The organism is Gilliamella sp. LMG 34360, assembly GCF_984568995.1.
On the sequence record NZ_OZ474900.1, the window covers coordinates 2817100 to 2833146 of the forward strand.

The window sequence follows — 16047 nt, forward strand, 5'->3', positions numbered from 1 at the left end:
TAACTAATTATAAAAAAGTTACTGTTTATCGCCACTTCCTTGTTTTAGGCACAACTTTCCTGCTGTATATTAGCACTTGAATGTTGTATTTGATTGTTGAATGCAATGCATAAATTACGATAATTTTCCAATGTTGGCATTGAGTGAATAGGAAATTGTTTTTTGTTTATGCTTCAGTAGGTTTGTATGGCGATAATAATTTGTAGTCAGAAAAAGTATAATCAAGTTCACCATCCCACCTAACCCCGGATTGATGTTCAAATTTACGATTTGCTTCGGTATGATGTAAGCTAAGCTTCGCTATTTTGAGAGCAATCTTGTAAACACAATTTTATTGATTAAAAATTACGATCAGTCTCGCAAGAATAATCCCAGCCAAATAGGATAACATATTGAATATTCATCAACAAAAATCGTTGTGCGTTGTCTGTTAGCGCTTTAACTAAAATGGAATTTATGCTATATTTTTCCATCGATTGACAAGGTTTAGGTAAACAAACTGGTTGAAAACGGGATCAAAAAAAGAATATTTGTTATTGAACCTAATTAACCAATTATTGTTAAAAAAGTACTTTTTATTGAAACCTAAATCGTCAATATTCACTCAAATAAGCTATCGTGACACTAAAATGAGTAATATTAAATCTATCAATGCAAATCATTTTAAAGAATATATACTTCAAACGGATATCACAAAATTAATCAATTTATTAGATACAACGGTATTACAAGATGGCGAGAGCTCAGTGCATTACTGTTTTATCAATAAATCAGAGGTAAAATCATCACTCGAAGCATTTTATATTTTAGGTACTCGTTTAATAATTACTGGGCATGGGTGGGATGATTTATATCAAAATCATGAACCTCCGGTATACATAGATAAGCAATATCTTAATGAATTAATTCATGAATATTTTTATATTGAAGATAATGTTATCCAATTTAATGCCTTATCGACTAATATAACAGCAAAACAGCTTGCTAAATATTTGTATTATCACATGAATCTTGACGAAGATTCAAATTTCATTAATGATATAATGGATAAATTTCCTTTGATATCTTTATTTGAGCTTGTCGATAATCCTGACAATTATATGGAAGACTTGGGATATTTTATGGAGACAGAGTTTCACTATATCTATGTTACCAGTTTTACTTCAGGTTAATATTATAATTAAATCAAAGCATTATCACAGTTACTCTTATTAAATAAAAATAGCATCGATTTGCTTTGATTTGCGTAAGCTAGCAAAAAGTGAATATTCATTAATATTGTGCTCACGCTGAACAAGCTTTGGGTACGACAAACCAACAGCAACGTGTTAAGCCATAAGTTTTCCTCGTTACCCAAACTCTTCATTTATTGTCACCTTACCGTTGCAGTGACTGCGCTAGCAATCTCACACATTATTCTATTCTTTACTCTTATTGCTAACGTGAAAAAGAGAGCATGCGAGGTAACATTTTTGTTTAAGGATTTTTACCAAGAAAGATATAACTGATCTCATCGGTAAAAAAATTATTTTAATTATGAATCATAAACTAGATATAACTAACTATCATGAAACCATGCTTCATTTCCAAGAGCTGATTGGATTAAATGTTTTTATTCAATTTCCTGTCATTACGGAACAATTACCCACATCTTATGAAATCAATCTGGAAAACATTGCCGTTAATTTCTATAACGATGCTCCCGCTTATCAAGATGTTTTACGAAACAATCCAAATAATTTTATTAAAGATTATGAAGATCCCGTTATTTTATTAAAGAAATCAAAATTAGTAATCAATAATATTAAATGTGCTCAAATTCTGATGGTCAATAAAGTAAAAAAGAAAGACTATTTTCATTCTTGGGATATTCAATTTTATAGGGGTGATTCTGAGATAATTTGCTACGGTAAGAGTTTGGATTATCCAGATACAATGACATTTAAAAGCGTTATTTACACAGGAAGCGTTGAACTATTATTTGATGAGTCCGATATGCTATTACATACTATTGGAACTGAAATTCTTTTTAGTCAAAAAGAGATTGAGGCTATTAATACAAAGCAGGCTGAAAAGATTATCACCTACGGTAATAATATTGAAGATTTAAATATTAATAATCGGTATTCTCGTTTATGAGAGCCTGATTATAATAACCAATTTTTTAAAAGAACTGATGACTACTCATCTCTTAGCGTCGCCATCAAGGATTACGACGGTTCTGATAACAAATAATATGGATATACGCTATTTTAAATAACCAATTTCGCCAAAATTGAATTAAATATTTTAATTTAGAGGGGGAGTGTTAAAGCCGCAGAACATTCTGAATGGATTAACGAGAGAAGAAGATCATTCCCCTAAAAAATGTTTATACTAATTAGTTAAAAGCATATCTAGATATCAGTATCACCGATAAACTCATTGTAGGTACTACACTGAGTTTATCATCGTATATGAGAGTTATTCGTTTTGTCATTAATGATTTCCCCATGCTACATTATGTAAACTTTCGCAACTTTATAGATAAGACCGAGTAAGAGTAATAATTATATTTAAAATTAAAATCTTCATAATAAGGAAGAGTAGCAGGTTTATAAATTTATTTAAAATCCTTTGGTTATTCTGTTTCATTACTCCTTAAATCGCTATCCTTGGCTATAATACTTTGACTCAAAAACTGCTTTATTTTCTCTTCTATTTGGCTTTCAATTGTTTTAAGTCGTAATAATGGAAGCCCTACTTTATCTAGAATGACACTCTTTAGGAGATCTCTTTCAGTCTGATCTGGCTTATTATGATCATCCCCATCCACTTCAATCACTGCTATAGGGTATTTACCAGTTTTAAAATAAAGAACAAAGTCACAACTGGCTTTATTATGCATATATTCAAGTTCGCGTTCTGTGAAGCTGTTGTTAGCTTTTGAAACAAGCTGCTCTAAAAGAACCTGTTGATGGTATTTAATGGTTTGATAAGTGCTTTCTTTCAATATGTCACGTAATAATTGGGCAACAATCCGTTCTGATTTATATTTTGAGTCATTTTTTCTTAACCGTGAGTTAAGTGCCTCTAACGACTTATCGTAATCGTTATAAAGTAAATCAAAAGCCGAGATAACCGGACTTTGGTAAATATGATCATTATCCGCATAGTACTTGATATACCGAATTAAGGCAGCAATACTTTGATTATTTTTAGTGAAGACATCATTACCTGTGACAAGCATAAACTTATTTTTAGCTCGCGAAACAGCTACGTTAATTAAATGTGGATTATCAACAAAATCTAGTTTTTCTTGACTACTCGGTTTTTTATCCAATACAGTAGAAAAGATAATATTATCACACTCTCTACCCTGAAATTTATGCGTTGTAGCTTTAACAATATCTAATGGTAAATGTTCTTGAGATAAATCAATTTGGTTATTGTAGGGCGCAATAAAACCGGTGTTTTCTTCTGTAAAATCTTGCCAACCTATCTTATTGATAGAGTCAAGCTCCCGCAAATTAGTTAAATTTCTTGTGTGATTACCGGGTGCGGTAACAACTAACGTTAGTGCTTGTTCTCCATTATCTTTCGTCATTGGAATAAGCTGCTCATTGTAAAATTGTTTGTTACAAAACTGAATGATTTTAGGATGACAACGATAGTGCTCTTTCAGTAACGTGATGGGAATTTTGTTCTGAAATAAGCCAATAAAAGAGTCAAGTAGGCTGTATTTTTCACAATCATAATATTCATACGGTGGTTTAATATCAAGTTTGGTAGGTACATGAGGTAGCTGTTTACGATCGCCTACAATAATCACATTCTTGGCGCAGCCCAAACCAAGAATGCCGGGAATAATATCTTGCTGTGAGGCTTCATCAATAATTAAATAGTCTATTAAGGCACCTTGCCCCAAAGAGTTGATAATGGAATGAGTACTGCTTCCTATAATCGGAAAACGTTTAGTAAATTCAACAAAACGTTGTTGGTAGTCTTTTCCAGTAAAGGTCGCTTCAAGGTCGATAGTTTGTGAAAGATGGACTTTCAAATATTTCATTGAGCAATCGGTTAAATTATCCAATAAGGAGTTAAATTGATTTTGCTCAAGCCGTTGTTGATACTTTTTAAGTAAACTTTTTTTTTCATTTAATTGCTGTTCGTAATAAGCCAGCTGTAATAGATTAAAAATTGCTTGGCGCTTTTTCCAATTACCAATAAATTTTGTACGGATTATCTTAAAATTAAGCAGAAGTTGTATTCGGTCTTTGAGTGTAATCCGACGTTGATCAAGGAAATGTAAATAAGCCAATAAATCAGTAATTTTCTCCTTGGAAAACTGATATTTACTGAGTAGCTGAGCGTCAGATGATAAGTTTTCACTTTGGCTCTGTTGTAAATATCCCTTTTCAATAGTCAGTTCGTCAATCTGCGCTTGTAAGGAAGCAACTTGGTTCTGTGCTTGGAGATGTTCTACTAAAATATTTGAAAGCTCACTTATTCTTTGTAAAGTTATAATATGCTCTTGTTTTTCAAGACTCAGTTCTAGTTCACCACCAAAGAAGTTTTTTCGTTTATCACTACTTCCTAATTTGGCAACCAGATAATCAAGTTGATATTTAGCCAATTTTTCATAAACATTTTCTACTGCAGAATTGTTATTGGATAAAATCGCAACCGTGCGATTATTTATCAAAATATTCGCCACAATATTTAAAATAGTTTGGGTTTTGCCAGTACCTGGTGGGCCTTCAATAATGCTGATTTGTGAAGCAAAAGCTTGTTTTACTGCGGTTAGCTGACTTTCATTAATACCAAAAGGATAAATAAAATGTTGAGGAGGCTGTCGTTTTTGGTTTGTCACACTGCAATAAGCATGAAGCACCGTATCAGGATGGGGAGTAATTTTATCAAGTTGTCGTAACACATTTTCGGCAATACCTTTATTGTGCTCATAGGCATGCTCAATACGAGCTTGTGCTACTTGTGTAAAGTAGTGAAAAATATCTTCATTTTTGAGATTGGTCTCAGATACGATCTGAATATTTTCACTAAGCATAACGTAGGGTCGGGAATTGTTTGGATAGTAGACAACAGTATACTTTCGCCCATAACTTTCGGCTTTTTCAATCCAATCTATTTTCGGTTTATTCTTAACAATAAGAAGATTTCCCTTTATTTGCTCAAATGGATTCACTTGGCACTGTGTTAGCGGCTGAGTATATTTTTTGCCAGAAGGAAAATGGCTAGTGAGTTTGAGTTCTTGATCTTGATTATCGTAGTAGAGAGACCAGTCGCTAATTTGCTTGGTTTTATTTTCGCCATTCATATAGATAGAAATCATTGCTTTCAGTCCTTTTAATAGAGAATATATTCCATTAAGAAGAAAATCGTTTAACCTTATTGTTTACGTTTAAACAATTTCAGTAAACCTCTTACTGTAACTTCAAGCTGGCTACCTTGCTGATAATTAGCGGGAACAACATAATTAGCTCGTTCCTCAGCAATGAGTTTTTCAACTTTCTCTTGTGTACGTTGTTCTTTCCATTTGTGCTCATCAAACACCGCTAAGGAAAATCCACCTTGGTATCTAATCATTTTCATTGATGGGATATCGGTATCACCATCACCAAAATAGATCATTCGTTGAAAAGGAATATCTCTTTCTTCTAACTCAATAAATTTATTAACTTCATCATTGTTCCAAGAATTTTTAATTCCTTTGTTTATTCGAAATAAAAATTGGGTTTTGGTTGTATAGTTTATCGCTTGAGCTGGCCAAATAACTCGTTTTCCATTCGGGGAATAATGATATTTACAGGCGAAAATTTGACTAAATTGATTACCAATTTCTGTACCACGGATCATAGCATCTAAACCACTTGAAATGATGTAATGTTGTAGTTCTATCTCATTAGCCGTTGCATATTCATTAATACGCTCGAACCAAGTATTAACACCGGGAAAGAGAGGGATCGATTTTCCATGCTTTTTTAAATTATCTTCACTTAATTCATCAGAACCAAGTTGATTGGCTTTTTCTGCTAAGAGCCCAAGATAAGATAGTATTTCATCACCATCATCATGTTTGGCTCGTTGTTTCACTTCACGCCAAAAACCATTTATGTCTGTAATACCTAACGCTGGCATAAGACCATGCTGGGCACAATCACCCTCTGCTAGCGTTCCATCAAAATCATAAATTAATGCACATTTAATCAATTGTTTATTCCTTTACAATGTCTTAAGTTCAATAAGAATGCTATATTGTTCCTATAATGTGACTCTGTATTATCCTCTTCCTACTCCAAAAGCCTATTCTACAAATTGTGGTTTAGTATCAATTTTATCATTTATTAATTGCTTTAACTGTTCACCTTTAAGACGCCAGAAAGGCATATTGGGATATTGTGTTTTATTCTGCAGAGCAAATTTACTTAACTGTTCTAATAATTTTTTTTTGATTTCGGTTCGATAATCAAACAGCCGTTTATAAACTTGTTTATACTGAGTTAAAACATAACGCAGGTTCAGAGGCTTATGTAGTTTACGTTGGTAACTTTTCTTCCAGATGGTGATATCTGTAATAATATTTTGTAATTGTTTGATATTCATATTATTAAGACATTTTTATACGAAACAATATAATTAATATACATTAATTTTGCGGTACTGGTCACAAAAATTCATCTGCTTATCCAAAAGCTAGAGATATTTATTTATATCTGTGATCTGTATCACATATTAAGATATTTTTGCAATTCAATTTAATGGAGAAAAAGATATAGAATTTCGGTATTAAAATATGAAAATAAACAACTTTTTTAATTGTCAAAAGTAAACTAAAAAATAATATTTTGTGTAAAGCATAGTTTGTCAACCTCACAAAATAAATTCAGTTTTCACATTAGCTCGTAAATTGGACTACAAAAAATTAAAATAATTTAACTTTCGTCTTCCCCCATTAATTTACTATTCACTAAAACTCTTTTAAATCCTTTAAAACACGATAATCAAGAGATAAAAATATTTTTTATTTATAAAATTAAGTTATAAGTCTTTTATTTTAAAAATAAATTTAGATATAAATTGGTTTAGGCTATCTTTAGCCGAAGAAGCAAGTTAGTGAATTAGATTGAACCAATAAAAATAATATTTAACACCTAACATAAGTTTTAATACTGTTTCATATTTTGTAGAAATTTAAGTTTATATTTAATATAAGTCGTCATCTTAATGGTAAAAGTATTAATGACTAAGTTCTATTATTATTTTAATCTAAGTTATCTAGGACATGAAAAATGGAAATTTATGAGACGCAAAGATAAGTAAATAACGAATCTCGACGAAATGATCGATATTTTAGATCATACTGATGTTATTTGTTTAGCCATGAATAATGGTGATTTTCCGTATATTATTCCAGTCAATTTTGGTTTTGAATTAACATCTAACAATCAGCTTATTTTTTATATTCATGGAGCTAAAGTAGGCACTAAAGTTGAACTAATTAGACAAAACCCTTTAGTTAGTTTTGAGCTAGATACAAAGCATCAATTAATCACTGTTGAAAAAGCCTGCAAATATTCTTTCAATTATGCCAGTGTTATCGGCAATGTGTATGTAACCTTTATTGAAGAACCATCGGAAAAAATAGAGGCGTTACAAATAAGGATGAATAAAGTTGCTCCTAATAAAACTTTCTCATTTACCGAAGGCGATATTAGACCAATTATCGTCATAAAAATTGAAGTACAAGCTTATACCGCTAAAAAACATTAAATTGTGATGACTATATTGCTTCAGGTAAAAATAAAATAATATATCAACTATTGATTATAGTTATCTTAATCTTACTAAAGATAAACTAATACAATAATTTAAAATTAATTAATAGTTTTTAGTCAGTAAAATAATCCAAATTGGCTCTATTATCAATATAAATAAAGCCAATTAAAATCATTCATTAATCAACAATAACTCTACCATTCAATGGCTGAACAGGTCGGTTGTTGTCATGATGCATGGTTGAATGGAATTTTTGAATTTGTTCATCTGAAGCAGTTACTGCTTGTTCTAATACAATCCATCTAACACCTTCAGTACACGGTGGAGTTGTAAGTGAACCACTAAAGCGGTAATAATCTAATTTTTTAGGAAATAATGTGTTGATATCAACAGTTTTGTCTAAAATTATTTTATTATTCACTTCTGCTGGCATTTGTTGCCAAGCCTTCGCAATTTCAGGATTTGCTTCGCCGTTATTAAACATTAAGGCAACAACAGTAAGTTCTCCATCTTTATTTTTGTAAACAAAGTGGGCCTCCATTGGATAATGTTTACCTTTAATAGTATTTTCACTTGGTGTATGAAAATGAAATTGTTGTAACGTAAAAATCTGCTCATCTAATATTAACTGATTATTACCAGTAACATTAACCTGAATAGTATGTCCGTTGTTAACAATTTCTTGTTTACCTTTTTCAAAAGAAAACGTTAAATTCTCATGCTGAGTTTTTAAAACATTGTCAATGTTAATAGGTGACTGATTCTTACCGTTTTCGCATGTAGAAAATTCAGGTGATAATTTGCCCCAATTTTCTGGTTTTTCTTGACCTTCATAACCCCAATGCGAAGTATGATCTGCTGCACAAGATAGACTCGTTAACATGAGTGCTGCAATTACTATATTTCGTTTCATTTTAAATTTACATTAAAATATTAAATAAAAGAGAGTTAAATTATACGCCACAAAAAATAACCTTACCACAAACAATTAACATAATTTTTTCTTTTTTTTATTAATTATTTTATTGTTGAGCAAAGTAATTTCAAATCAATAAATCATCCAATCTAACTATTTTGTTTACAGCTATAGTTTATAATATTAATTATAAATCAATAATTTGATTTTTATAATGATGAAAAAGAGGATTATAATTCAAGGAGGAAAATTCATCTGGTATTATAAAAAATAATGATCGGTTACTAAAGATATAAATAATGAGTTTGTAGTATAATTTGCATTAAGTTTGGAAAAAACTGACAGAAAAAATAAAAAAGGGCAAAAAAGCCCTTTGTTGTTTAAATAAAATACTAGAAAGCGTAACGAATACCTGCTAATAAATCAATTGAACTTAGTTTAGCACTACCTTTTACATTAAAACCTTGAATATTTGTTTTTATAGAAGTTTTACCAGCATTAACATAACGAGCAGTAAAATCCACATCTAAATTTTCATCAATATTATAAGTCACACCAGCGGCTAAATTCCATGCAAATTTTGTTTTTGTATCTGACATGCCAACTGAACCAGATCCATCATAATAAACGCTTTCATATTGTGCTGAATATGTCTGATCCAATTTAGTGAAAGCAACACCTAATCCTGCACCAACAAAAGGAGTAACTGAACGATTAGTTTCAATATCATAGTATGCATTTACCATTAAAGTATGCATGCGAACTTTGTGACTGTCACTTGTTTTAAGATGATCGTCAGGCAAGACAACATCGCTATAGCCGTGACCATATTTCTTACTTGAATTACCGCGCATCGTATAAGATAACTCAGCACGTAGAGGAAGGTCATAATCATATTTGAAGTTATAACCAATATTTAATGCTCCTGCGATTTTGCCTTTCTTAAAAGATCCTATTTTAAAATCTTCAGAGTAATTATAATAAGATACCGTATCTTTAATACTGTTTGCTTTTAAAATACTCGCACCTAATTGACCGCCTAAATAAAGTCCTGTGGTATCAGTTTGAGCAAAAGCTGGAAAACAGGCGATAGTTGCCAAAGCAACAAGTGTTTTTTTCATATTTTATTTCCTTTCCTTTCCTTTTAAATTACTTTTATGTCATTCAATCGACTTAGCAAGTGTAAACCAGCAAATAGCAGAAATCAATAAAAAAACCACTTATATCTTTTTATTAACTTATTGATATTAAGCAGATAATTATATAATAACTATTTTTAAATGAATTTTTACTCGATATCGAAAACGAAATATTTACAAAAGTCAAAGATAGCAGTTGATATTATTATATAAAGATATTCTAAAGTTAAATGATAAAAGGAAGGAATTTAGTAGAAAATTGGCTCCTCCAACAGGACTTGAACCTGTGACATACGGATTAACAGTCCGCCGTTCTACCGACTGAACTATGGAGGAACACTTGGGTTAAGATAGTAACGATCTATAACGATTATGTCAACGTGAAAAACATTAATTAAACTTAATTGCTCAGCTTGTAATCAAATTCAATCATAACATGTTAGAATAGATAAAATTATATAGTTAAGGTAAATAAAATAGTTATGAAAAAAAATATTTGTGTTTTTTGTGGAGCCAGTGAAGGTAATCGCCCAGAATATCACCTAGCTGCAGAACAATTAGGCATGTTAATTGCGAACCAAAATAGACGATTAATTTATGGTGGTGGAAATAAAGGTTTAATGGGTATTATCGCTAATTCTGTTTTAGATCATGGTGGTGAAGTTATTGGAATTATTCCTGAGCGGCTAGTCAAAGCCGAAACAGCACACCATAACATTACTCGTTTAGAAGTTGTTGAAAATATGCATCAACGTAAAGCGCGACTTTCTGAATTAGCAGATGGCTTTATTGCTATGCCAGGAGGAACAGGCACTTTAGAAGAAATCTTTGAAGTTTGGACTAGTATGCAAATTGGTTATCATGAAAAACCGGTTGCATTGTATAATCCAGCCAAATTTTGGCAACCTATGCTGGATTTTTTACAACATACTGTTGATGAAGGATTTGTTAGAGACAGTTTTTATAAAACTTTAATTGTGTCTGATGAGCCACAATCGATTCTACAAAAAATGGATGATTTTATTCCTAAAGATTTGCAACGTTGGGTAAAAAAATAATTCAAAAATAAAAAATGCCATCAATTGATGGCATTTTGCATTTAAATAAGTGATTTTAATTAGAAGCCATTTCTGCAGTTGATTCTGGCTGTTTTAGAACTGCATAACCAACACCAGCCACAAGAGAACCAATTAAAATGGATAATAAATAACCACCAACAGGTTTAACAACTCCTGGGATAGCTAAAGCGAATAATCCACCATGTGGAGTCATAAGTTGTGAACCAAATGCTAACGCTAAACCACCTGTAATTGCCCCACCAATAATACAACAAGGGATAACACGTAATGGATCTCGAGCAGCGAAAGGAATAGCCCCTTCAGAGATAAAGCATAAACCTAATACTAATGAAGCCTTACCACTTTCTTGTTCAGCTTTAGCAAATTTTTTACGAGCAATTAATGTAGCAATACCCATGGCCAAAGGAGGAACCATTCCGCCAGCCATAACTGCTGCCATTGGTGCGTATACTTGAGCCGAAATTAAGCCTGTACCAAATGCATAAGCAACTTTATTGATTGGTCCACCCATATCAGTGCACATCATACCACCTAAAACTACACCTAACAGAACTGCATTGGCAGTTCCCATTGATTTCAACCACTCAGTTAAAGCGCCCATTAGCCATGCGATCGGCGTACCAACAATAAACTGCATAACTAAGCCTGTAGCTAATGTCGCAAGTAATGGCACAATAAGAATTGGTTTTAATGCTTCAAGTGTTTTCGGTAATGGTAAATACTTAGCAATTAACATTGCTAAATAACCAGCAAAATAACCAATAACAATACCACCTAAGAAGCCCGCACCAGTAGAAACAGCAAGTAAACCACCTACAAGCCCTGGGGCTAAACCGGGTCTATCAGCAATAGAATAAGCAATATAACCAGCAAGTAAAGGTACCATCAGTGAGAATGCAAGCCCACCAATTTCTGCTAAATGAGATTCACCTACCAGTTTTTGTACGCCATCAACCATTTCAAATGAACCAAAAGCAAATGATAAAGCGATAATTAATCCACCTGCAACAACCATTGGTAACATGTAAGAGACACCAGTTAATAGATGCTGATAGAAACCTTTCTTCTCATTACTTGATTTTGCTGTTGAAGCAGAACTTGTTGGTTGATAGATTGTAGCTTCTTCAAAAGCTCTATCTAATTCTTGTGCAGTCTTTTTAAGAGCTGGACCGGTTTTAGTTCGGTACATCTTTTTACCTGCAAACTTACTTAAATTGACATCTATATCACATGCTACAATCACTACATCAGCAGAAGCCACCTCTTCTGGTGTTAATTCATTACCAACACCAACCGAACCACGCGTTTCAACTTTACACCACCACCCACGTTTTTTCGCTTCTTCTTCAATCGCTTCGGCTGCCATAAATGTATGAGCAACACCCGTTGGACAAGCGGTAACCGCAACAATACGTTTTACATCATTGCCTGATACAGAGCTTGTATTACTTTGTGTCGATTGTTCGAAAATAGAAGCTTTACTTTGTGCATCAATGAGTACTTGTTTAGGATCAGCAAAAATATCATTAAGATCACTAATAACATAAACCTTTTTACCGATAACTGTTTTATCACTGACATCACCTGAGCCAATAGCAACAGTTACGTCTGCAGATGCCACACTATCGACTATGTTTAAATTTAATGAATTAGCAGCTAAAACCAATTCGGCTTTAGCCAAACGTCCATTAACAGGGCCTGCATTACTACCCTCAATTATGTAAATATTCATGAATACTCCTATCCAGCAATGATTTCAATTTTATCCAACATATTGGTTACAGCCTGACGATCAGCAATACCAACTCCGGCTTGTCCAACAGATAACGCAGCAACACTTGAGGCGAAAACTAAAGTGTCTTTAATTGATTGATTGGTCATAAGTCCATACATTAATCCACCAACCATTGAATCACCTGCACCAACAGTACTTACTACCTGACATTTTGGTGGTTTTGCTAACCATGCTTCATGTTTAGTTACCCACAAAGCGCCTTTGCTACCGAGTGAAATGACAACGTTTTCTATACCTTCATTAATAAGTTCCATAGCCGCCGCTTTTATTTCAGCTAACGTTGATAATTTGCGTCCTACAAACATTTCAAGCTCTTTATCATTAGGTTTTATTAACCATGGCTTAGCTTTCAATCCTGCAACTAATGCATCGCGACTACTATCAAAGACAACTTTTGGACAAATTGTTTTAACTTGCTCCATCCACTTGGTGAATTTGTCGAGTGACACTCCTGCTGGTAAACTACCACTAATGGCGATCATATCAAAATCTTTTAACCATTCGAGAGAATCTGTAACAAAACGTTGCCAATCTTGTTCAGTAATAGTAAAACCAGAAAAATTTAGATCCGTTACTTCGCTATTTTCCTCAGTTAATTTAACATTAATGCGAGTACGACCCTCTACAGTTTGAAATTTATCTTCAACATTAAGTGAATTAAATAATAAATTAAAACCATCACGGTTTTCTTTACCTAAAAATCCTCCTAGTGTTAATTTAACATCTAAATCTGATAATACTTTGGCGACATTAATTCCTTTGCCAGCAGGTAGTAAAGCATTAGTTTGAACTAAGTTAACATCACCAAGCTCTACTTTGGGACAAAATCCTAAAAGGTCATAAGCAGGATTCAAAGTAATGGTTGCAACGCGATAATTCATTATTCAGTTCCCTCACCTAAGCCACTTTCAATCGCTTTTCCAATTGCATCTAGTGCTTGAGCAGCATCATCACCGACTGCTGTAAACTGTAATCGACTGCCTTTTTTAGCACCAAGGGCAACAATTTTCATTAAGCTTGTCGCACTAACTGGCTCTGCTTTACCATCAAGATTTGCAACAGTGACTTTACTTTTAAATTCTTTCACTAATTTAACTAATACCGATGATGGGCGAGTATGTAGACCATTTGCATTCGGAACAATAAATTCACGAGTTAATACTTGATTATTTGTATCTGAAGTTTGATTTGTAGCGGACAATTCAGTCTCAGGCTGATTTGAATCTGTAGATGGATGATTAGAAACCAATAAATCAATAATTTTATCGATATTGGCTGACAATAAAAGATCTAATTTTTTATTAAATGCTAAAGAGGCCAAATTATTTACAACGTCGGCAATAGCATCATTAATCATCGACATGGTGATAAGCAATTTAACTGGTTTACCATCTTCATTTAAATCACTTATTGTACGACTGATCGCTATCGCATTTTTTAAATTACCTTCTTTACTATCATTAAACCAAACTCCACAACCCAAATAGTTTGGTTTATTCTCCAGCACACAAGTAATAAAATTAGTATTTACTGCATTTTGTTGTTTTAAACGTGAAGCATTTAACGCTTGTAATGTTCCTAAACTATCAGCTGGAATATCCAATAATAATGAAGATTCATTTACACTAAATTGGCTATCTTCTACGCTTGGTTTACCAGTTAAAATAGCAATTGCTTCATCTGCTGATTTAATGTTTTTAATGCGTTCTTCAACACCATCAGCGCTAAGCACATGTGTTAATTGACGAAGTAACTCCAAATGCTCATCAGAGCTAGCTGCAATACCGATGGCTAGATAAGCCTTTTCGCCATCATCACCCCATTCAACTCCGTTAGGAAAGCAAAAAACTTGCACACCTGTTTTTTTAACTAAATGACGAGTTTTAGTTGTACCATGAGGGATAGCAAGACCAATACCCAGATAAGTTGCTGCTTGATCTTCGCGTTCGAGCATTCCATCTACATATCCTTCCTCAACAAATCCTGCACTGGTTAAAGCAGCAGCTACTTTTTTTATCGCCTCAGTTTTGTTAGGGGCTTGTTCATTTAAATGGATATCTTCTTTAACTAAATGAAACATATAATAAATACCTCTGGGTTGCTATATTAAATCATCTAACATAATTCATATTATTTGCTTAAATAACGTTATTGAATCGTTTCAGCAATAATGACGAGAATTATATTAATTATCAAATAAATTATCTCTATTAATAGAAAATATGTGATCTGGATCTTCTTTTTGTATAAAAATTAACTAAATATTTTGTTAAAAAAACAATATGTTTTTTATAAAGTTCGATTCCGACTTAAACTACCACGGTAAATGAGTCGTCTTGGAATAACTGTGATTCCTGGTTGATAACTTTCATTTTGCAAACAATTTAATAACATTTTTATTGTCATTTTAGCAACTTCTTTATGATCTTGACAAAGAGATATAACTTTACAAGGTAAAAAATCCAATAATTCATTATCACCAAAAGTAGCAATAGTTAATGTTTCAGGTAAATGACCGAACTTTCTTAAGATTGCATCAATAGCCCCTTGAAGCAAAGAAAAAGACGTAGTAAAAATGCCGTCAGGCAATTCATGATTTTCTAACCATTGACTAAAAGCGATATCAGCGTCATGACGACTATAATTAGTTGCATATAAAAAATCAACTTTATTACTATTATCATGGTGATAACTATCAAATCTAATTTCGTTAAATCCATCTAGACGAAGTTGGCTAACTGATAAATTAGGTGAGGCACCAAGATAAACCATAGTACCCTGAACAACATCATTAAATGCTTGAGCCAAGGTTTTAGAATCTTGTTTATCCGCACCCACTATATTTCTAAATTTAGAAATGGGTAAAATTCTATCAAGAGCAAATAATGGAATTTTGGAGTTTTGCCAATCATCATAAAAAACATAGTCCTCGACAGAAACAAATGACGAGGAAATCACTAATGCATCAACTCGCCGTTGTTGAAGATGCTTAACGCACTCTTTTTCGATTTGGGGATCATCTTCTGAACATGAAAGTAGCACTTGATAACCTTCTTTTCTTATCAATTGCTCTAAATAATTGGCAATCCGAGTATAACTAATATTTTCTAAATCAGGAATAATAATGCCAATAGTATGGGTTTTACCCGCTCTTAATCCTGCAGCAACCGCATTGGGCTGATAATCATGCTCTTTAACAACTGACATTACTTTTTCAATTGTTTGATCACTAACGCGATATTTTTTTGCTTTTCCATTTATAACATAACTAGCCGTTGTTTTTGAAACGCCAGCTATCAGTGCGATTTCCTCTAATTTCATTATTATTATCTCGGCAAAAGT

Annotated in this window: 12 protein-coding genes, 1 tRNA gene and 1 pseudogene; 4 read left to right on the plus strand and 10 right to left on the minus strand. The window is 32.6% G+C overall.

The features are described 5' to 3' along the window. The first annotated feature begins 629 nt into the window (after positions 1 to 629). Together AC5LW9_RS12670 and AC5LW9_RS12675 are read left to right on the plus strand one after the other, a co-directional pair. Positions 630 to 1172, plus strand: a complete 543-nt coding sequence (locus AC5LW9_RS12670; RefSeq protein ID WP_334323168.1) for a hypothetical protein — start codon at positions 630 to 632, stop codon at positions 1170 to 1172. 364 nt (positions 1173 to 1536) lie between these two features. Continuing rightward, positions 1537 to 2139 (plus strand): hypothetical protein, encoded by a 603-nt coding sequence (locus tag AC5LW9_RS12675; RefSeq protein WP_493456013.1) that lies wholly within the window; start codon positions 1537 to 1539, stop codon positions 2137 to 2139. A gap of 481 nt (positions 2140 to 2620) precedes the next feature. Here AC5LW9_RS12675 and AC5LW9_RS12680 read toward each other — a convergent pair whose 3' ends face one another. From AC5LW9_RS12680 to AC5LW9_RS12690, 3 genes and pseudogenes are all read right to left on the minus strand, one after another. After that, entirely contained in the window at positions 2621 to 5332 is a 2712-nt protein-coding gene (locus AC5LW9_RS12680; protein ID WP_493456014.1) for an AAA domain-containing protein, read from the minus strand. Positions 5333 to 5388: 56 nt separating this feature from the next. Beyond that, a complete protein-coding gene (locus AC5LW9_RS12685) occupies positions 5389 to 6207 on the minus strand; it encodes an HAD family hydrolase (protein WP_493456627.1) in 819 nt (272 codons plus the stop codon). Between the two features lie 108 nt (positions 6208 to 6315). Continuing rightward, positions 6316 to 6603, minus strand: a pseudogene (locus tag AC5LW9_RS12690) (phosphorothioated DNA-binding restriction endonuclease family protein); the annotation flags it as partial. A gap of 735 nt (positions 6604 to 7338) precedes the next feature. On the opposite strand from AC5LW9_RS12690, the gene AC5LW9_RS12695 reads away from it, so the two are divergent. Then, the gene (locus tag AC5LW9_RS12695) at positions 7339 to 7770 is read left to right on the plus strand and encodes a pyridoxamine 5'-phosphate oxidase family protein (protein ID WP_493456015.1); all 432 of its coding nucleotides are present in this window, start codon (positions 7339 to 7341) and stop codon (positions 7768 to 7770) included. Positions 7771 to 7954: 184 nt separating this feature from the next. On the opposite strand, the gene AC5LW9_RS12700 is transcribed toward AC5LW9_RS12695, so the two are convergent. From AC5LW9_RS12700 to AC5LW9_RS12710, 3 genes are all read right to left on the minus strand, one after another. Beyond that, positions 7955 to 8689: a carbonic anhydrase gene (locus AC5LW9_RS12700; RefSeq protein ID WP_198228652.1), complete on the minus strand. Its 735-nt coding sequence runs from the start codon at positions 8687 to 8689 to the stop codon at positions 7955 to 7957. Between the two features lie 395 nt (positions 8690 to 9084). Continuing rightward, the gene (locus AC5LW9_RS12705) at positions 9085 to 9813 is read right to left on the minus strand and encodes an outer membrane protein (RefSeq protein WP_198228653.1); all 729 of its coding nucleotides are present in this window, start codon (positions 9811 to 9813) and stop codon (positions 9085 to 9087) included. A 278-nt stretch (positions 9814 to 10091) separates the two neighbouring features. Next, positions 10092 to 10167, minus strand: a tRNA-Asn gene (locus AC5LW9_RS12710). 146 nt (positions 10168 to 10313) lie between these two features. Between AC5LW9_RS12710 and AC5LW9_RS12715 the strand changes: the two genes are divergently transcribed. After that, the gene (locus AC5LW9_RS12715) at positions 10314 to 10889 is read left to right on the plus strand and encodes an LOG family protein (RefSeq protein ID WP_198228654.1); all 576 of its coding nucleotides are present in this window, start codon (positions 10314 to 10316) and stop codon (positions 10887 to 10889) included. Between the two features lie 55 nt (positions 10890 to 10944). On the opposite strand, the gene fruA is transcribed toward AC5LW9_RS12715, so the two are convergent. From fruA to cra, 4 genes are all read right to left on the minus strand, one after another. Next, positions 10945 to 12642 carry a PTS fructose transporter subunit IIBC gene (gene fruA, locus AC5LW9_RS12720; RefSeq protein WP_039126615.1) on the minus strand — a complete coding sequence of 566 codons (1698 nt, stop codon included), beginning with the start codon at positions 12640 to 12642 and terminating at the stop codon, positions 10945 to 10947. Between the two features lie 8 nt (positions 12643 to 12650). Beyond that, positions 12651 to 13586, minus strand: a complete 936-nt coding sequence (gene fruK / locus AC5LW9_RS12725) for a 1-phosphofructokinase (protein WP_086327083.1) — start codon at positions 13584 to 13586, stop codon at positions 12651 to 12653. After that, positions 13586 to 14785: a fused PTS fructose transporter subunit IIA/HPr protein gene (gene fruB, locus AC5LW9_RS12730; protein ID WP_198228656.1), complete on the minus strand. Its 1200-nt coding sequence runs from the start codon at positions 14783 to 14785 to the stop codon at positions 13586 to 13588. Before fruB ends, fruK begins: the two co-directional genes overlap by 1 nt. A gap of 209 nt (positions 14786 to 14994) precedes the next feature. Next, the gene (cra, locus tag AC5LW9_RS12735) at positions 14995 to 16026 is read right to left on the minus strand and encodes a catabolite repressor/activator (RefSeq protein WP_198228657.1); all 1032 of its coding nucleotides are present in this window, start codon (positions 16024 to 16026) and stop codon (positions 14995 to 14997) included. Positions 16027 to 16047 lie beyond the last annotated feature (21 nt).